This is a genomic window from Stenotrophomonas sp. 8(2023), from assembly GCF_030345295.1.
Lineage (GTDB): Bacteria > Pseudomonadota > Gammaproteobacteria > Xanthomonadales > Xanthomonadaceae > Stenotrophomonas > Stenotrophomonas muris.
The window spans coordinates 94,711-113,470 of record NZ_CP128404.1; the positions used below are offsets into that span (position 1 = coordinate 94,711).

Sequence of the window (18,760 nt, forward strand, 5' to 3'; positions counted from 1 at the left end):
TTGGCCATTACTGCCCGACCAGCGCCAGTGTTTCGCGCTCGCGCTGCTCCTCGCGCACCAGTCGCTGCAGCAGCAGGGCCAGGGTGACCACGTCCTGATGGTTGTGGTCGGCCACCCGACGCAGGTTCACCGCATCGCCGCCGCGCAGGAAACGCAGCCATGCGCCCGGGGCTTCGGAGCCAGGCAGGTCATCCTCGCGCACCACGCGCAGCAGCTGGCGCTCAATGGTGGACAGCTTGCAGTTCTCCCACGTGCCGCGATAGCGGCGGCGGGTCGGGTAGAGCAGGTCGACGTGATCCAGCGCGCTGATCGGGCAACGCTGGCGGGCCAGCCGGTAGCGCGTCTTCAGCAGCGGCGCATCGTAGCTGCGCCCGTTGTAGCTGCAGAACACGGTGGACGGCTGCAGCCAGCGGGCGAAGGTGGCCAGCATCGCGTCCTCGGCGGCCATCGTCGACATCAGCAACTGGCGGATGCGCAGGCCTTCGCCACGCTGCGGACACACGTGCCAGTCGGCGGCGCCGATCATGAAGGCGCGGGTGCCAGTGCCGCCGGCCAGGCCGGTGGTCTCGGTATCGAAGAACAGCAGGTCGCGCGCGGCGACGTGCTCGTGCTCGCGCCTGGCGAAAGCCAGGGAAAGCGGTTCCGCGGGAATCGATTGCGGCTGCAGCGACTCGATCAGGAACAGTCCCGGCGCGATTTCCTCGCCGGGGAGCTGGCGATCCTGGGCACTGGCGCGTGCCGGTGCGGCTCCACCACGCGAGCGCAGGCCGAGCAGGCGGTGCAGGCTGCCCACTTCCGGTCGACGCAACGGTGCGGCGGCCGTCACAGGCGCGGCAGCGCCGGTCGGCTTGTGGCGGATTTCCTGTTCGACCCAGGCGAACACCGAGCGCTCTGCCGGTGGCTGCTGTGCATCGTTGGCGGCTACCGGGGCCGGCGCCGGGGGGGGCGGCTCGGGTGCCACCGGCGTGACTGCTTTCGGGTCGCCGGCCTGCTTCCGCAGCAGGCGCAGCTTTTCCAGGCTCAGGCTCACGGTGCCAGCAGCTCCATCGGCTCGCGCGTGGTCACCACCACGTCGCGCACGTGCTGGCAGGCTTCTGCGTCGAACAGGTCGAGCACGCGCAGCGCCAGCGCGCGCGGCGAGGTTTCATCTTCCTCCTGTGCAGCCAGCACCGGGCCGACACAGGCCGGGCAACCGGCCTTGCAGTCGCAACGCTGCACCAGTTCGCGCGCGCGCTGCACCAGCTCGGCCTGGCGCTGCCACAGCGGCTCGCTCAGGCCAACGCCGCCAGGAAAGTTGTCGTACAGATAAACGGTCGGCACGAACTCCTGCAGCAGCTCCACCGCGCCAGGGTCGCCTTCGCTGCCGCGCAGCTGGCCACGGCCGCTCTGGTCGGCGATCGCGAACCAGGCACCATCGCCGTTGCCGACTGACTTCTGCAGATCGCGCGCATCGGCCATCACCGCCACGGTGGCGACGATGTGCAGGGCATACGCGGCGCCAAGGAAGCCATCCAGCGCATCCTGCTTGCTGGCGAACGCGCGCAGCAGCAGCGCCTGCGGCAGCTGCCACCACACCGCAGTGGTGTGCAGTTCCTGGTCGGGCAGGTTCACCGGCCCATAGCCGATGTTCTCGTGGGTGTAATAGCGGATCTTCTTGTAGCCGGCCACGCGACGCACCACGTGCACTTCGCCATGGTGCGAATCGCCACGGCCGGCCACGCCACCGTCGAAACGGTCCAGCACCTTGAGCTTGGTGAAGTCGATGCTGTCGGTGTAGTAATCCACATGCGTGCGGGTGACATAGGCCTTGCGGCCGTCCCAGTCCAGCGTCTCCACCTGGTAGGGCGTGGACTGCACCATGTGGATGGCGCCTTCGTACAGGGTGAGTGCGGCGGCGGAATAATCGACCTCGGCGATGATCTGCTGGCGGCCGTCGCTGCGGTCGACCACCACGAAGTTGCCGTCGGCCACCGCGCGCAGGCTCACCGCGTTGGCCGGATAGCTGTCGGCGATCCATTCCCAGCGCTCGCCTTCGCGGTGGATGACTTCGGTTTCGGCCAGCGCTTCCAGGAACACTTCCGGATCGATCGGGCCGAAGCCATCGCCAACCCGGAACGGCAGTTCGAAGGCTGCGCAGCGGATGTGGTCGAACAGGATCAGCGGCTGGTCAGGTGCAATGCGTGCATGTTCGGGCGAGGCCTCGGCGAAGAAGTCCGGATGCCGCACCACGTACTGGTCCAGCGGCTGCGAGCTGGCCACCATCACCCCCAGCGCCGGCTGCTGGCGGCGACCGGCGCGGCCGAAGCGCTGCCAGGTGGCGGCCACGCTGCCGGGATAGCCGTTGAGAATGACCACGTCCAGGCTGCCGATATCCACGCCCAGTTCCAGCGCCGACGTGCTGACGATGCCGTCGATGTTGCCGGCGCGCATCGCACGCTCGGTCTCGCGGCGCTCGGTGGGCAGGTAGCCGCCACGGTAGGCGCGGATGCGCGGCGGCTTGCGCGGGTCGTGGTCGAAGATGTCCTTCAGGTACTTGGTCAGCACTTCGACCATCAACCGGGTCTGCGCGAACACCAGGGTCTTCAGCCCGGACTTGATCGCGATGCGCGCGATGCGGTTGCTCTGCGAGCGTGCCGAGGCGCGCAGGCCCAGGTCCGGATTGATCACCGGCGGGTTCCACAGCAGTACCTGTTTCGGTCCGCTGGGCGCACCGGATTCGGTGATCGCGGTGACCGGTGCCTCGATCAACGCCTCGGCATGCGCCTGCGGATTGCCGATGGTGGCCGAGCACAGGATGAACTGCGGTTGCACGCCGTAGAACGCGCAGATGCGCTTGAGCCGGCGCAGCACGTTGGTGACGTGGCTGCCGAACACGCCGCGGTAGGTGTGTACTTCGTCGATGACGATGTAGCGCAGGTTCTCGAAGAACTGCGCCCACTTGGTGTGATGCGGCAGGATCGCCTGGTGCAGCATGTCCGGGTTGGACACCACGATGTCGCCATGCAGGCGGATCGCCTGGCGCGCATCACCCGGGGTATCGCCATCGAAGGTGAAGGCCTTGACGCCCAGATCGCCGGCACGGTTGAGTTCCAGCAGCTCGGCCACCTGGTCCTGTGCCAGCGCCTTGGTCGGGAACAGGTACAGCGCCTTGGCCTTGTCCTGCATCGCCGCGCTGACCACGGGCAGGGTGTAGCACAGCGACTTGCCGCTGGCGGTGGGGGTGACGATGGCCACGTGCTCACCACGCTGGCTGGCCTCCCAGGCCTCGGCCTGGTGGCTGTAGAGCTGCTCGATGCCGCGTGCCTTCAGGGCCGCGGCCAGGGCCGGCGGTACCGCATCGGGAATGGGGGCGTAGCGGCCCTCGCGGCCGGGAATGGCAAAGCTGCCGGTGATGCGGTCCTGGTAGCGGCGCTGCAGGCGCGCGCTGAGCAGGGCGCCGTCACGGGCGGGCAGGCCATCGCGGGTGGCGAGCTTCTGCTCGGCATCGGCGGTGCGCTTGGCGAGTTCGTAAGCCATGGAAAGTGGAGCCGGGACGGATTGCGAGGGGTCACATGGCACCACATCCACGTCTCAGGATGTGAGACATCGCACACGGAGGGCGTGAACCGTTCAGTGCTCGCTTCCCGTGGCGCCGCCGCATCTCCCCTGGCTGAACAGCTGCCAGTGCAGCAACGAAATCTGAAGCCGGCATCCGTATCCTTGGGCGCTGGACGCAACCAACAGGGCGGATGGCTGTGGCACGACGTGGAACGCAGGGAGCACTCCTGGCCGGCATGCTGCTGGCCGGCATCGCGCAGGCGCAGCAGGCCGCGCCGGTATCGGTGCCCGATCCTGCACCCGTTCCCCCTGCTGATGCCCCGGCAGCAGCCACCGCGCCGATCTCCACCGCCCTGCCGCAGGACAACGTCACCACCCTCGGCGAGGTGCGTGCACTCAAGCCCGACGACGAGCCGCTGGACCTGTACCGCTTCAAGAACCCGGTGAAGTTCGGCGACAACCGCTTCAGCCGCGACTGGAGCGAGCCACCGTCACCGGAGCAGGTCAGCATGGGCGGCGGCTACATCATGATGGGCGTGGTCAAGGGCGTGCTGGCGGCGGGCCGGGGCCTGAACAAGCTCACCGGTGGCCCCGACCAGATCCAGTCCGCCATCGCCCGGCCACCGCCTGAGCTCAGTGCCGAACAGCGGCAGCGTGCGCTGCGGTTCTCCCAGCAGCAGGATGCCGGTGATGCACCGCCGGTGAAGTAGGCCGGTATATCCTGCCGGTTCCTCAACCGATAGCGCTGCCATGTTCCTGCGTTCGTTCTGCCTGCTGGCTGCATTGCTGCCCGCGTCCGCCTTTGCTGCCGGCATCGCCGGTGATGGCGCGTGCCGCAATGGCGCGTTCCCCTCCGAACAGAGCCGGTTCGCGCTGGCGCGGGTGGTCGACGCACCGCGCCTGTATCTGCTCGGCGACATGGACGGGTGCCCCGCCAAGGGCGAACCGGCCTGCCGCCAGCGCAGCTATGTGGTCAACGGCGATACGGTGGTGACCGGTCGCGACCTTGGCCGCTACCGCTGTGCGTTCTTCCCGAACAAGGTGGGTGGCAGCGCCGGCTGGGTGGACCGCAGCAAGCTGCAGCCGTTGCCGGTGGCCGTGCCAACGCTGCAGGACTGGGTGGGCCACTGGAAAGACGGCGACAACGGCCTGCGCATCACCGTGCAGGGTGGACAACTGCATGTGGATGGCGACGCCTACTGGCCCTCTGCCAACCCCACGCCGGAACAGCGCCCGTATGGCCCGAACATGGGCCAGGTGGAAGCGCGCGCGACGCCGCGTGGTGCTGATGTCGAGTTCGTCGAGGACACGTGCCGGGTGCGCGTGCACTCGCTGGGCGAGGTGCTGATCGTGGCCGACAACAGCGAATGCGGTGGCATGAACGTGCGCTTCAACGGCGTTTACCGGCGCGCGGGGAAACGCTGAAGGACGCATGACGGAGGGGTCAGAGCCCTTTCGTGGGCGAAAGGGATCCGACCCCGGGTCAGCGCCGCCGCTCCAGCCACCACAGCAGCGAAGCGCACACCGTGAACGCCAGCCACCAGGGCCAGCGCGAGCCCGGCACGGGCTGCATCATCGCCGTGTTCGTCGGCCCGCTGACGGCCAACGCCCGCGTGGTTGCATCGATCATCGCCTGCTGGTGCAGTGCAGGTGCGGCCTTCGGGTCGAACACATAGCGCCAGACCGTGGTGTCGCCGTGCTGCAGGCGCTGCCAACCCGCCTCGCGCGGCCACCAGCCGGCGCAGCGCAGGGTCGACGTTGCGCCGTCGACGATCAGGGGCACGCTGTCTCCGCGCGCGTTGAAGACCTGCAGTGGCGCCTGCACGCCGCACAGCGCCTGCCGTTCGCCCGCCCAGCCGAGCGTCTGCGGCGACCACAGCGCATCACCGCTGCCCTGCGCACGCCCCAGCGTGGCGACTACGCTGCTCCAGAGTTCACCGTGGCGATCATCGCGTCCGGCCAGCACCCAGCGCCAGCTGTCGGTGATCGGCAGCAGGCCGATGCGGCCCTTGCCGGCAGCGCGCCAGCCGCCGACGGCCTTGCCCGTCCCATCCCGCAGCAGGGCGTTGCTGCCTGGCGCCTGCAGCGCCAGTGCTTCCAGCGCGGGCAGGGGCGCACTGTGCGAGCTGCGGTCAGCCTCCTCGCCGTAGCCGGTCGGCAGCGTTCCGGCGGCGAGCGGGCCGCGTCGTGCGGCGAGGACCGCGCTGTCGCCGTCGCCGGGAAGTTCGAGGGCGTGGCTGCTGCCATCGCCCTGCACCGGCAGGCCCAGATCCTGCAGGCGCTGGCGCGCGCCGGCTGCAGGTGCGCCTGCACTACGCAACAGAACGCCAAGGCCGTCACGCAACGCCTGCCGCACGGCAGCCAGCTGGCCGGCACTCAATGCGGTCAGGCTGCGCTCGTCCAGCAGCAACAGATCGCTGCGCGCGAGTGACGCTGCATCCAGCGCGACCGCGCCATCCCCCACGCTGACACCTGCCCCGGTATCGGCCTGTACCTGCACGCGGATGCCGGTATCGGCGGCCCAGCGGCGCAGGTACTTCAGCTCCGGGCCCGGCGCACTGGCACGCACCAGCATGCGCAGCGGTGCCGCCGGCAGGGTCTGCTGCGGTACCGGCGCGCTGTCCACCACATGACCGCCGGCATCGAGCAGGCGCAGCTGGAACACGCTGCGGCCCTCGGCGCGGGCGATGCCGCTGAGCTGCACGTGACCGTCCTCGGCAACGTCCACGCGATCGACCACGCTGTCGGCGGGGTCAAGCAGTTCCGCCTTGGCCTTGGCGACGCCGCGCGCCTGTGCATGCACGTCGAAGCGTGCGCCGGGCGCGGTGTCGGCGGGTGGCTGCAGCGCGATCCACCCGCGCGTCGGAGCTACCGGCTGCCAGCGCACGTCGCGTGGCAGTACCGCGTCGCGGTCACGCGCGACCAGGCCGGCACCGACCAGCGTCAGCGTGGAAGCCGGATGCTGGCGCAGCGCCGTGGCCAGGTCCGGCACGCGCTGGCCCCCAGGCACATCGGCAGCCTCAGGCAACAGCAGCCGCGGGCCTGCGCTGGCCGGCAGCGCGCCGGCCTTGTCGGCATCGATTCCCAGCACGACCAGGCCGACCGCGGGTTGCTGGCCGGTGGGCGGGACCAGGCAGAAGTACAGCAGCGTGGCAGCGATCAGCTGCAGCGCAATCACGATCCACTGGCGGCCACGACGCGCGGCATTGCCACGCAGCTGGCGCACGCTGGCGATGACCACGATCAGGGCGAGTGCCAGCGCAATCCACAGGTTCACAGCGGAGGCGTTCATGGCTGCACCTCCAGCGCGTCAAGGTACCGCTGCCCCATCGCATCGGCGGCGTTGCGCCGCATTGCCTGCGGCAGGGGTCGCTGCAGCGCGCGCCATACCTGTGCGCGCAGGCGCTGGCGGCAGTCGCGGCAGCCGGGTTCGATGCGCAGCTGCTCGATGGCGGCAGCCAGATCGAGTGCGTCGGGCAGGTAGGCGGCATTGCGCTGCTGCCAGCTGGCGAGTGCGTCGAGGTCGGGCACGCTGGTGTCATCGCCGAGGCGCTGCCACGCTTCGACGATGGCCGGATCGGGCGGGGTGCGGGCGGCCAACGGCAGTTCACGGCTGGCCAGCCCAGCGCGATCGCCACCCAGCCGGCGGCCTTCATCGATCGGCGGCAGCTCCGGCCCCACCCGTGCCAGGTAGATGCGTTCGGCCTGCTGCACCTGCTTGATGAACCCCAGTGCCTTGTAGGCGAACGGCAGTGCCTGCTCCGGACGGCCCTGGCGCAGCTCGCCTTCGGCCGACCACATCTGGTCCAGCGCGGCCTTCAGCGTGGCGCGGGTCTGTGGGTCGAGCAGGGTCGCGGCCTCGGCATGGTCGTGGGTGTGGCCGTACTCCGACAGCACATCGGTGGCGCTGCCGAACACCGGTGGCGCATCGGCATTGGACGCCTTGCCGCCGTGGTCGTGGCCATGCGCGTCGTGCGCACCGGCCTCGGCGCCATGGTCGTGATCGTGTTCGTCGTCGTGGCTGTCTGCGGTCGGCGCATCGCTGGTGGGCAGGTCGCTGGTCGGCGGTGGCTTCGGTGCACCTTCGCTTTCTTCGCCCAGGAACTGGCCATAGCGCAGGCGCAGGATGCGCTGGTCGACACCGATCGCATCGCTGCGTTTCACGAAGTCCTCGGCGGCGAGGCTGCGTCGCTGCCGGATCAGCGCTTCGGCATCGATGATGATCTGCCGCTGGCTGCGGAAATAGGCCGGCAGGGTCTTCTTGATGCGGCCTTCCAGTTCGGCACCGAGTGCAACCTCGGCGCTGGGCAGGCGCAGGATCACGCTGCTGCTGCGCCCGGTCTGCGCTGTTGGCGCGCGGTTGTCGCGCACTTCCAGCTGGGCGATGACATCGTTGCCCGGTTGCGCGCCCAGCGCAGCCAGATCAAGCGTGTGGGCGAAACGCCGCGCGGTGGCTTCGCCGCTGCCGGCAAGCGTCACGCTGCGTTTCACGAAGGTGATGTTCTCACCGCTGCCCTGGGTGGTGGTGATCGACAGCGTTGCCTGCGCGGCTACGCCATAGTCGTCGGTGGCCTCGAAGCGCAACGACCACTGGCGTTGCCCGGGCGTGCCCAGCACCAGGCTGGCGGCCGGCTCCAGCACGCGTACGCCGGGCGCGCGGTCGGCGACCACGTCCAGACGATGCAGGTCGGTTCCGGCCAACGCCGGCTCGCTCACCACGCGGTACAGCACCGGCGTGCGCGCCACATCCTGTGCCTGCCACTGGCCATCGTGTTCGTTCAGCGGCAACCGGCGACCATCGTGGAACTGCAGCCATGCTTTGTCCGGTGCGCGATCGAAGCGCAACGACCACGACAGCCGGCTGTCGGCGGCGACCTTGGCATCCAGTGCGTTCTGGGTGAGCGTGGCTTGGCCGGTATAGGCCGGCGCGTCGATGCGCATGCGGGTGGACTGCAGGTGCAGTGGGCCCGCGGCAGCCGTGCTGCCAGGCGCCGACGCACGGGCCGGCGCGGAGCCGGGGCTGGAACGTGGCCAGCCGAATGCCAGCGCAACGATGGCCAGGCCTGCGATCCAGCACAGCGCCAATGCTCCACGCGGCCAGCGCGGACGCAGTTCCGGCATCGCGCGTTCCAGCGTGGCCAGCACATGCGCGCGCTGGCGCTGCTGCAGCGGATTGAGGGTAAGCGCATCGGCAAACAGCAGGTCGGCACTGTCCTCACTGGCGCCGCTGCCATCGAGCTGGCGCTGCAACCACTGCGGGTCCAGCTGGCGGGAGCGTGCCGTGGCGAGCGCTGCGCAGGCAAGCAGGCCGATGGTGCCGATCACGCAGGCCATATCGAAGCCCGCCAGGCGCAGCGCCAGCACCGTTGCGGCCAGCGCCCACGGCAGGCCCAGCAGCAGGGTGACGAGCGCACGGCGGCGGCGCGCGTGCTGCCAGGCGAGCTGCAGGGTGTTCATGCGGGCCCCCCGCGTCGATGACTGCTGGCCATCCAGCGTTCCAGCGCGAACAGCAGCACGATGGCCAGCAGCAACCACGGGGTGAGCTTGCGCAGCGGCGGCGTTGCCGCAGGCAGTGCTGCCTGGCGGGGGGCCTGGTCCCGGGCATCGCCAAGGCGTGGCAGTGGAGGCGGCTGCAGAGCCAGCAGCAGCGCGCGTGGCAACTGCGGATCGCGCAGCGCAGCGTTGCCTGAGGCATCCCAGTCGCCGGGCAGAGACAGCAGGACACCGTGGCCGATGCGTTGCTGCCACAGCAGCGGGGTGCCCTCGGTGTTGCGCAGCAGGATGCTGGCCTCGGCGGCAGGCTTGCCGGCAGTCACTACACGTCCACCGTCCTGCAGCCACGCCTGCCAGTTTGCCGGCAGTGCGCTGTTGCGGCTCCACACGCCGATCTCGCCGCGTTCGGGCAGCGCATCCGCCACCAGAGGCGCGAGCGGCGCCTGCCTGCCCCACGCGCGCTGCAGTGCATTCAACCAGTGCTGGACGACGGCCGATGCATCGCTGTGCACGCGCAGGCGCGGCAACGTTGCGGCACTCGGTTGCTCACTCACCGGTATCGGCTGCGGGCGCCACTGCACCTCGCGCGACAGCTGCAGGCGTGCGCCGTCCAGGCCGGGCAGGGGATCGGGAACGTGCACGGTCAATGCGGTGCCCGCAGGCAGCTGTGCGTCCAGTTCGCGCAGCAGGCTGGGCAGGGAAGCCGTGGACGCGGGTGGCACTTCATCAATGGCCGGGAAGCCGGGCGCCAGCCAATGCCAGTTGCCCGCTTCGGCGGTGCCGCGTAGTGCGGTCGCGTCCAGCCCTGAGGCTACGACCGTCCACGCAGTGGGGGCTGGCGCAGGCCCGGTCAATGCAGGTCGTGCCAGCAGCAAGGCCAACGCGGCCAGCAACAGCAGGCGCACCAGCAGCAACGGCCAGTCATCGAAGCGGATGCGCTGGCGCGGCCGGATCTGTGCACGCAGCCAGCGCAGCGCGGCGAAATCCAGCGGTGTGTACGGATGGCGGCGGGCGAGGTGGATCAGCAGCGGCAGCAACCCTGCAGCGAGCGCGGCCAGGCCCAACGGGAACAGCAGGGTCATGCGCCGCCCCTGCGGCCAAACAGTGCCTGCAGTGGTTGGTCCAGCGGCTGGTCGAGCCAGCCAGTGGCACTGGCGATGCCGCTGGCCTGCAGGCGCGACTGCAATGCGTTGCGTGCGTCAGCGAAGCGTTGCAGGTAGTCGGTGCGGATCGCCGCGCCATCGCCCAGCAGTTCCTCGCCGGTCTCCGGATCGCGGAAGCGATGGCCTGCGCCGAACGGGAAGTCACGCTCGTCGGCGGTGAGGATCTGCAGCAGTGCCACTTCGCGGCGTGCGCTGGCCAGTTGTTCCAGCAGCACAATGCCGGCCTCGTCAAAACCGTCGCCGATCGCCAGCAGCAGGTCGCCCGGGCGCAAGCGCTCCCACAGCGGGCGCAGGCGATCGGCCACAGGCCAGCCGCCACGCGCCTGCAGCGCATGCAGTTGCAGGTGCACGCGATCACGCTGGCGTGCGCCGTTCGCTGCGGGCACCAACTGCAGTCCATCGCCATTGATCGCCAGCAGGCCGAAACGGTCGCCCTGCTGCAGGGCCAGTTCCACCACGCAGGCGGCCACACCGCGCATGTGGTCCAGGCGGGTGCGCTGCGGTGCCGCGCGATCGGCCTGCCCGGCCGAGGCGGTGGCATCAAGCAGCAGCCAGACCGTGATCGGGCTTTCGCGTTCGGATTCGCGCACGAAGAAGCGGTCCGAGCGTGCATACAGCTTCCAGTCGATCTGGCGCAGCTCATCGCCTGGTTCGTAGGCACGGTACTGGGCGAATTCGAGGCCGGCACCGCGGCTGCGGCTGGCGTGCTGGCCGATGCCACTGGCGCCGCTGGCCAGGCGTGGCCGCACGCGGAGCGTGCGCAGGCGCGCACGCAGTTCCGGTGGCAAGGTCAGCGGGGTACCGGCGTTCACGCGTGGCTCAACCCGGGAACGGCACAGCCTGCAGCAGGGCGGCGACCACGTCGTCGGCACGCTTCTGCTCGGCCTCGGCGGCGAACGACAGCAGCAGGCGATGGCGCATCACCGGCGCGGCCAGCGCCTGCACATCCTCGCGGGTGGCGGCAAAGCGGCCCTGCAGCAATGCGCGCGCTTTTGCCGCCAGCACCAGCGACTGCCCGGCGCGCGGGCCCGCGCCCCACTTCACCCACTGGTTGATCGCGGCGGGTGCGCCTTCGCCTGGGCGGCTGGCGCGCACCAGGCGGGTGATCCAGGCCAGCACATCCGGGCTGACATGCACCTGGCGTACGGCGGCCTGCAGCGCGATCACCGCCTCTGCATCCATCACCTTCGGCACCGCGTCGGTGGCGCCGCCGGTGGTCTGTTCCAGGATCTGCCGCTCCTCGTCCTCGCTGGGGTAATCCACCAGCACGTGCAGCAGGAAGCGGTCCAGCTGCGCTTCCGGCAGCGGGTAAGTACCCGCCTGCTCGATCGGGTTCTGTGTGGCCAGCACGAAGAACGGCGCCGGCAGTGCGTAGGTGGTGCCGGCGTAGCTGACCGTGCGTTCCTGCATCGCTTCCAGCAGTGCGGCCTGGGTCTTGGGCGGGGTGCGGTTGAGTTCGTCTGCCAACAGCAGGTGGGTGAAGATCGGGCCCTGCTGGAAACGGAAATGGCGATGGCCGGTGCCGTGGTCTTCCTCCAGCAGTTCGGTGCCGAGGATGTCGCTGGGCATCAGGTCGGGGGTGAACTGCACGCGCCGGAACTGCAGTTCCAGCGCCTGCCCGAGCGAGCGCACCAGCAAGGTTTTGCCGAGCCCGGGCGCGCCTTCCAGCAGGCAGTGGCCGCCGGCCAGCAGGCCGATCAGCAGCTGCTCGACCACGGTGTGCTGGCCCACCACGGCGCGTGCAAGCGCGGCGCGCAGCGCATCCAGGCGTGGCAACAGGGAATCGAGGTCGGGGGAAGTCATGGGCGTGCCGGTCCTATCAATTGTTCAACGCGTACATCACGATGTTGACGCCGAAGCGGGTGTTGTCTTCGGCCAGGAAACGCTTGTTGCGCCAGTCGTAGTCCCACTCGCAGCCGTAGTCCTTGTTGCTGTAGAGCAGCCCCAGGCGGCCATCGATCTCGATGCCCTTCAGGTAGTCGTGCACCAGGTCGTCGCCCCAGCCGTTGAGTTCGAAGCTGGTGGCCGGCGGGCCATCGGGGAAACGGAAGAAGCTGCGGTACAGCGGGTGGCTGTTGGGCAGCTTCTGCAGTGCCCTGGGACCAAACAGGCGGCCCATCTGTGCCTCGAACGAGGTGGCGAACAGCCCATCGATATCGTGGTTGCAGTCGTCGACGAAGACGAAGCCACCATTGCGCACATAGCGCACGAAGTTCTGCCGCTCGGCGGCATTGAACTCCACCAGCGTGTGGCCGGCCAGGTAGCAGAACGGCGCTTCCAGCATGCGCGGGTCGGCCAGTGCCACCACGTGCTCCTGCGGGTCCACGCGCAGCGAGGTGTAGTCGATCAGCGAGGTGATCAGGTTGGACGGCATGCGCGCGTCCACGTCCCAGTCACCGGAGTCGTACTGCAGGCGGGTGAACCAGAAGTCGTAGCGCGAACTGCGCGGGCCTGCCTGTGCCCAGGCCGGCAGCGCCGCCGCCGAAGCGGCAGCGGCCAACCAGCGCAGGCAGGCCCGGCGATCCATCAGACGGCGTCGGACAGCGAGGTGAAGGTGAAATCGCGCAGCTTCATCGGCGGGATCATCATCACGTAGCTGGACTCATCACCGGCCACACGCACCGGCTTGCCCAGCTCTTCGATGTTGTTGAGCATGATCACCGGCGACTCGTTGAAGCGGAAGTTCTTCACCGGGTGCTTGATCTGGCCGTTCTCGATGTAGAAGGTGCCGTCGCGGGTGAGGCCGGTCAGCAGCACCGTCTGCGGATCGACCATGCGGATGTACCAGGTACGCGTGACCAGGATGCCCTTCTGGGTGCCACGCACCAGCTCGGCGGTGCTTTTGTCGCCACCGCTCATCAGCAGGTTGCCCGGCGAGGCCTTGGCGGTCTTGCCCTGCTTCTGCGCCCAGAAGCGCGAGTAGTCCAGGTTGGCGATCTTGCCGTTCTCGATGATGGCCATGCGCTCGCGCGGCAGGCCTTCGTTGTCCCACGGCAGCACCGGTGCGTCCGGATGCCACGGATCGGCGATCATGGTCACGCGCGGGTCGTAGACCTGCTCGCCCAGCTTGTTGCCACCACCCTTCTTCGACAGGAAGCTGCGGCCTTCATCGGCCGAGCGCGCACTGAAGAAGTTCATCATGAAGCTGATCAGGCCTGCCGCTGCGGCCGGCTCCAGGATCACCGTGTACTTGCCCGGTTCCAGCGCCTTGGCTTCGGCCGACTCGGTGGCCTTGCGCATGGCGATGCGGATGTCCTGGTCGGCCTTGAAGTCGGCCGCATCCTTCAGGTTGCGGCCGACCCAGCCCGAGCCGCGGCCATCTTCAGTGCGCACAGTGCAGGTGTAATCGAAGTTGGTGGTGCGCTGGTAGGCGAAGTTGCCGTTGCTGTTGGCGGTGGCCTGGAAGCCCTGGCCGTCCTCGAGGAAGCCGGCGGCGATCAGGCCGTGACCACGGCACGGGGCGATCGAATCGGCGGCGACCTTGGCACGGAACGCCGGATCGATGGCAGCAGTGGATTCGCTGAAGGTGGGGCTGGCGCGGTAGCTCTGCTTGCCGATGGCCGGCATGAACTCCGGGTTCTCCGGGGCCAGGCGGGCCAGGTCTTCGGCACGGCGCACCACGCGTTCCAGCGCGGCATCGTCGAACTCGTTGATCGAGGCGGTGCCGACGCGCTTGCCGAAGGCGACGGTGACTGCCAGTTCGGTGTTGTCGACAATGCCACTGGTGGAGACATTGTTCAGCGCGAAGCGGATGTTGCCGCTGATCGCGCCGGCCAGCACGGCGGTGCACTCGTCGGCCTTGGACAGGGCGATGACCTTGTCGAGGATGGCCTTGGCCTGGGCTTCGGTGAAGATACTCATGGTGTAAGGGCTCCTGACCGGTCAGCCGAGGCTGCGTGCGGTGTTGATGACGTTGATGCCGTTGAAGCGCGCGGTGGACGAGCCGTGCGAGACCGCCGAGACCTGTCCCGGCTGGCCCTTGCCGTCGAAGAACGAACCGCCCAGGCGGTAGTCGCGTTCGTCGGCCACGGCGGTGCAGGCGTTCCAGAACTCCGGCGTGCGGATCTGGTAAGCCACGTCTTCCAGCATGCGGGTGATCTGGCCGTTCTTGATCTCGTAGAACAGCTGGCCGCCGAACTGCGCGTTGTAGCGCTGCTGGTCGATCGAGAACGAGCCATCACCGATGATGTAGATGCCGTTCTCCACGTCCTTGATCAGGTCCGGCACGCTCAGCGGCGTCTTGCCCGGTGCCATCGACACGTTGGCCATGCGCTGGAACTGCACGCTGGACCACGAGTCGGCATAGCAGCAGCCGTCGGACTCGGTCTTGCCGAGGATGTGGGCCTGGTCGCGGATGGTCTGGTAGTCCACCAGCTTGCCGTTGCTGATCAGGTCCCAGCGCTTGCACTTCACGCCTTCATCGTCGTATGCCACCGCGCCGAGGCTGCCGGGCTGGGTCTTGTCGGCGAAGATGTTGACCAGCTCGCTGCCGTACTGGAAATGCTGTTCGCGCTTGTCCAGGGTGGCGAAGCTGGTGCCGGCGTAGTTGGCTTCGTAGCCGAGCACGCGGTCCAGTTCCAGCGGGTGGCCGATCGACTCGTGGATGGTCAGCCAGGTATGCGACGGATCGAGCACCAGATCGTACTTGCCCGGCTTCACCGACGGGGCCTTCAGCTTTTCCTGCGCCTGCCGGGCGGCGGCGATGGCGTCTTCCTTCATGTCGTAGGAAGAACTGTAGTTGACCACGCCATTCGGGCTGACCACCTTGCCGGCGGCGGCGCCGTCCAGGTACTCGTAGCCCAGGCCCATCGGCGAGGACAGGCCCGAACGGGTGCGGAACTTGCCGCTGCTCTTGTCGATGGCGGTGACCGTCATCGGCGCCCAGATGCGGTGCACGTCCTGGTCGATATAGGAACCATCGGTGGAAGCAAAGTACTTCTGCTCGTTGACCAGGAACAGCATCGAGTTGACGAAGCTGGCACCAGCGCCCATTGCGGCAGCGTTGACGTCCAGCAGCAGGCCGACCTTGTCCTTGATCGGCACCTCCATCGCATTCTTGCGGATCGGCGTGCGCCAGCTCACCTCACCCACGCCCGGCGCCTTGGCCAGCTGCACCGGTGCGGTCTGCACGCCGGCATTGGCCTTGGCGATGGCCGCCGCCTGCTGCGCGGCCCTGGCCACGTCGGCGGTACCCAGTGCGTTGGTGGCGGCAAAGCCCCAGGCGCCGTTGACGATCACGCGGATGCCCACGCCGGTGGACTCGGTGTTCACCACGTTCTGCACCTTGTCCTCGCGGGTGATCACGAACTGCCGCAGGTAGCGGCCGATGCGCACGTCGCAGTAGGTGGCACCGGCGCTGCGCGCCGCCTGCAGCGCCGCGTCGGCCAGGCGCTTCTTCAATGCCGGGTCGAGGCTGGACTGCAGCTGCTCGGCGGCGATCACCTTGCCGAAGAAGGAGGGCACGATCAGCCCGCCCGCGGTAAGCCCGGTCAGGGCCAGGAAGTCACGTCTTTGCAAGGCTGCTCTCCATGTCGAAGGATGGGTGGCTCAAGCGCCGAGACTGCGCGCGGTGTTGATGATGTTGATGCCGTTGAAGCGGGTGGTGGACGAACCGTGCGAGACCGCCGAGACCTGGCCGGGCTGGCCCTTGCCGTCGAAGAACGAACCGCCCAGGCGGAAATCGCGTTCATCGCAGATGGCCGTGCAGGCATTCCAGAATTCCGGCGTGCGGATCTGGTAGGCCGCATCCTCGACCATGCCGGCGATCTTTCCGTCCTTGATCTGGTAGTACAGCTGGCCACCGAACTGCGCGTTGTAGCGCTGCTGGTCGATCGAGTACGACCCCCGGCCGTGGATGTAGATACCGTTCTCCACGTCCTTGATCATGTCCTCGACGCTGAGCGGCTGCTTGCCCGGCGCCAGCGAGACATTGGCCATGCGCTGGAACTGCACGCTGGACCAGGAATCGGCGTAGCTGCAGCCATGCGATGCATCGCGGCCGAGGATATGGGCTTCATCGCGGGTGGCCTGGTAATCGACCAGGATGCCGTCGCGCACCAGGTCCCAGCGCTGGGTCTTGACGCCCTCGTCGTCGTAGCCGACCGCACCGAGGCTGCCCGGCTGGGTCTTGTCGGCGAAGAAGGTGACGATGTCGCTGCCCCAGCGGAAACCCGCATCGCGCTTGTCCAGCGTGGCGAAGCTGGTGCCGGCGTAGTTGGCTTCGTAGCCGAGCACGCGGTCCAGCTCCAGCGGGTGGCCGACGTTCTCGTGGATGGTCAGGAACAGGTTGGACGGGTCCAGCACCAGGTCGTACTTGCCGGGCTTCACCGACGGCGCCTTCAGTTTCTCGCGCGCGTGGCGGGCGGCCGCAATGGCGTCCTCGACCGGGTCGTAGGAATCGCGGTAAGCGGTGATGCCACCGGGCAGGTGCACCTTGCCGCGCGCATCGCCATCGAGGAACTCATAGCCCATGCCCATCGGCGAGGACAGGCCGGCGCGGGTGCGGAACCTGCCGCTGGCCTTGTCGATGGCGGTGGCGGTGAACGGCAGCCAGATGCGATGGATGTCCTGGTCGATGAACGAGCCATCGCTGGAGGCGAAGTACTTCTGTTCGTTGACCAGGAACAGGGTGGAATTGATGTAGTCGGCGCCCGCATCCAGCGCGGCGGCATTGAGGGCCAGCAGCAGTTCGACCTTGTCCTGGATCGGCACCGCCATCGCGTTCCTGCGGACGGGGGTCTGCCAGCGCACCTCCCCGACCGGCGGCGTCGGCGCCAGCTGCACCGGCCGGGTCTGGATGCTGGCGTTGGCGCGGGCGATCGCGGCCGCCTGCTCGACCGCAGCGCGTACGGCGGCCTCGGTCTGCTGGTGGGTGGCAGCGAAGCCCCAGGCCCCGTTGACGATCACCCGCACGCCCACGCCGGACGATTCGCGGTTGGTCACGTTGCCGACCTGATGCTCGCGGGTGATGACCGACTGGTTGAGGTAGCGGCCGATGCGCACATCGCAGTAGCTGGCCTTGGCCGTGCGTGCGGTGGCCAGCGCCACGTCCGCCAGGCGCCTGCGCTGGAGGGTGTCGACCGGGGCGAGCAGTTGCTCGGCGGCGATGGCACGGGAATGCGGCAGCAGCAGGCCCGCCAGGCCCAGACCGGAAAAAGCCAGGAACTCACGTCGTTGCACAGCGTTTCTCTCTCTCGCTTGCGTGCGGCCGGCAACGGGCCGAGCCGATCACGTCAACCACTCGACTTTCGCCAGCGCGGGGCATCCGGGCAAGTGACTGCAGTCATGGTTGGGGGTGTTTCGGCAGGGCTTGCAGCCCTGCACCTGCTCAGAGCCGGAGCAACAGCCACAGCAACAGCGGGCTTGCTGAGGGATGGCGGCGCGGTGTGGGTGGGCAGGACACGCCGTAAACCCCCCTCCGGGGTCCGGCCCAGCCGCTGGCGGCTGTGCGTTCGGGCGCTTGCGAAGCAGTGCTTCGCAAGCAAAGCGCCCTCACCCATGGGGGCTCGATGGCGCCATCCATGGCGCCAACGGTCCTGCCCACCCACACCGCCCCGCCTTCGACAGGTTCCGGCGGCTGTTGGTAGGTGTCGACCTTGGTCGACACATCTGTCAGATATCGAATGAAATTCGGGGTCAGATCCGTTTTCCTGCGGAAAACGGATCTGACCCCAAGAGTGTTTCCGACAGATCGCGGCCAACTGTCGAAGGCGGGGTGGGTCCGGTGGCAGGGGCGTGAGCGCCATGGATGGCGCGACCGAGCCTCCATGGACGGATTTACGGCGTCCCCTGCCACCGGATCCACCCCGCCATCCCTCAGGAAGCCCGCTGTTGCTGTTGCTTTGGCTGTTGCCGTTGCTGTGGCTTGAAGCAGGTGCAGGGCGCAGCCCTGCTCGGAACACCCCCCTCGTGCACAATGGGCCGACCCCGCCTGGACACCGTCCTGATGTCGAGCAAGCCGCATTCAGAAGCCTGCGAGCGCAACCGCGAACCGATCGCCGCCGCACTCGACCCGTGGATGGGCGACCGCCATCGGGTGCTGGAAATCGGCAGCGGCACCGGCCAGCACGCGGCCTTCTTCGCCGAGCGTTGGCCCTGGCTGCGCTGGCAGCCCAGCGACCATCCGGACCATCTGCCCGGCATCGAGGCCTGGCGCGCGGAAGCGGCGCTTCTGAACCTGCTGCCGCCGGTGGCGCTGCAGGTGGAACTGCCACCGGCGCCTGGGCTCAGCCTGCCACAGGGCAGCACGTTCGACGCCGCGTTCAGCGCAAACACGCTGCACATCATGAGTTGGGCGCACGTGCAGGCGTTGTTCGCCGCGCTGCCATCGGTGCTGCGTCGCGGCGCGCTGCTGGCGGCGTACGGCCCGTTCAACTACGGCGGCCGCTACAGCAGCGACAGCAACGCGCAGTTCGATGCCTGGCTGAAGGCGCGCGACCCGCGCAGCGGCATCCGCGATAGCGAAGCGGTGCAGGCGCTGGCCGCCGACCACGGATTCACCCGCCTGGGGGATGTGGCGATGCCGGCCAACAACCGCCTGCTGCTGTGGCGGTTGGGGTAAACCATCG

At 68.5% G+C, this 18,760-nt stretch carries 14 protein-coding genes; 3 read left to right on the plus strand and 11 right to left on the minus strand.

Going from position 1 to position 18,760, the window contains the following annotated elements:
• Positions 1 to 7: 7 nt before the first annotated feature.
• Together QP609_RS00405 and QP609_RS00410 are read right to left on the minus strand one after the other, a co-directional pair.
• On the minus strand, positions 8 to 1,030 hold the full coding sequence (locus QP609_RS00405) for a ribonuclease H-like domain-containing protein (RefSeq protein WP_197621683.1): 1,023 nt from the start codon (positions 1,028 to 1,030) through the stop codon (positions 8 to 10).
• Positions 1,027 to 3,516: a DEAD/DEAH box helicase gene (locus QP609_RS00410; RefSeq protein WP_014645468.1), complete on the minus strand. Its 2,490-nt coding sequence runs from the start codon at positions 3,514 to 3,516 to the stop codon at positions 1,027 to 1,029. The genes QP609_RS00405 and QP609_RS00410 overlap by 4 nt, the downstream gene beginning before the upstream one ends.
• A 212-nt stretch (positions 3,517 to 3,728) precedes the next feature.
• On the opposite strand from QP609_RS00410, the gene QP609_RS00415 reads away from it, so the two are divergent.
• Entirely contained in the window at positions 3,729 to 4,247 is a 519-nt protein-coding gene (locus tag QP609_RS00415) for a hypothetical protein (protein ID WP_032957598.1), read from the plus strand.
• A 40-nt stretch (positions 4,248 to 4,287) separates the two neighbouring features.
• Positions 4,288 to 4,962: a hypothetical protein gene (locus QP609_RS00420; RefSeq protein WP_014645470.1), complete on the plus strand. Its 675-nt coding sequence runs from the start codon at positions 4,288 to 4,290 to the stop codon at positions 4,960 to 4,962.
• Between the two features lie 58 nt (positions 4,963 to 5,020).
• Here the strand turns inward: QP609_RS00420 and QP609_RS00425 are convergent, their stop codons facing one another.
• Genes QP609_RS00425 through QP609_RS00465 form a run of 9 tightly spaced genes read right to left on the minus strand, consistent with a single transcriptional unit; the run spans position 5,021 to position 17,372 of the window.
• The gene (locus QP609_RS00425; RefSeq protein ID WP_197621684.1) at positions 5,021 to 6,829 is read right to left on the minus strand and encodes a hypothetical protein; all 1,809 of its coding nucleotides are present in this window, start codon (positions 6,827 to 6,829) and stop codon (positions 5,021 to 5,023) included.
• Entirely contained in the window at positions 6,826 to 8,994 is a 2,169-nt protein-coding gene (locus QP609_RS00430; RefSeq protein WP_197621685.1) for a hypothetical protein, read from the minus strand. Before QP609_RS00430 ends, QP609_RS00425 begins: the two co-directional genes overlap by 4 nt.
• The gene (locus tag QP609_RS00435) at positions 8,991 to 10,112 is read right to left on the minus strand and encodes a BatA domain-containing protein (RefSeq protein WP_164077880.1); all 1,122 of its coding nucleotides are present in this window, start codon (positions 10,110 to 10,112) and stop codon (positions 8,991 to 8,993) included. The genes QP609_RS00430 and QP609_RS00435 overlap by 4 nt, the downstream gene beginning before the upstream one ends.
• Positions 10,109 to 11,005, minus strand: a complete 897-nt coding sequence (locus QP609_RS00440; protein WP_164077881.1) for a DUF58 domain-containing protein — start codon at positions 11,003 to 11,005, stop codon at positions 10,109 to 10,111. The genes QP609_RS00435 and QP609_RS00440 overlap by 4 nt, the downstream gene beginning before the upstream one ends.
• 7 nt (positions 11,006 to 11,012) lie before the next feature.
• The gene (locus QP609_RS00445) at positions 11,013 to 11,996 is read right to left on the minus strand and encodes a MoxR family ATPase (protein ID WP_014645475.1); all 984 of its coding nucleotides are present in this window, start codon (positions 11,994 to 11,996) and stop codon (positions 11,013 to 11,015) included.
• A gap of 16 nt (positions 11,997 to 12,012) precedes the next feature.
• Positions 12,013 to 12,720, minus strand: coding sequence for a DUF4159 domain-containing protein (locus QP609_RS00450; protein ID WP_032957605.1), 708 nt, complete (start codon positions 12,718 to 12,720; stop codon positions 12,013 to 12,015).
• A complete protein-coding gene (locus QP609_RS00455) occupies positions 12,720 to 14,054 on the minus strand; it encodes a TldD/PmbA family protein (RefSeq protein WP_014645476.1) in 1,335 nt (444 codons plus the stop codon). Before QP609_RS00455 ends, QP609_RS00450 begins: the two co-directional genes overlap by 1 nt.
• A 21-nt stretch (positions 14,055 to 14,075) precedes the next feature.
• Positions 14,076 to 15,710 carry a TldD/PmbA family protein gene (locus QP609_RS00460; RefSeq protein WP_014645477.1) on the minus strand — a complete coding sequence of 545 codons (1,635 nt, stop codon included), beginning with the start codon at positions 15,708 to 15,710 and terminating at the stop codon, positions 14,076 to 14,078.
• Positions 15,711 to 15,740: 30 nt separating this feature from the next.
• On the minus strand, positions 15,741 to 17,372 hold the full coding sequence (locus QP609_RS00465) for a TldD/PmbA family protein (protein ID WP_032957606.1): 1,632 nt from the start codon (positions 17,370 to 17,372) through the stop codon (positions 15,741 to 15,743).
• Positions 17,373 to 18,138: 766 nt separating this feature from the next.
• Here QP609_RS00465 and QP609_RS00470 point away from each other — a divergent pair.
• Positions 18,139 to 18,753 (plus strand): DUF938 domain-containing protein, encoded by a 615-nt coding sequence (locus QP609_RS00470; RefSeq protein WP_032961616.1) that lies wholly within the window; start codon positions 18,139 to 18,141, stop codon positions 18,751 to 18,753.
• Positions 18,754 to 18,760 lie beyond the last annotated feature (7 nt).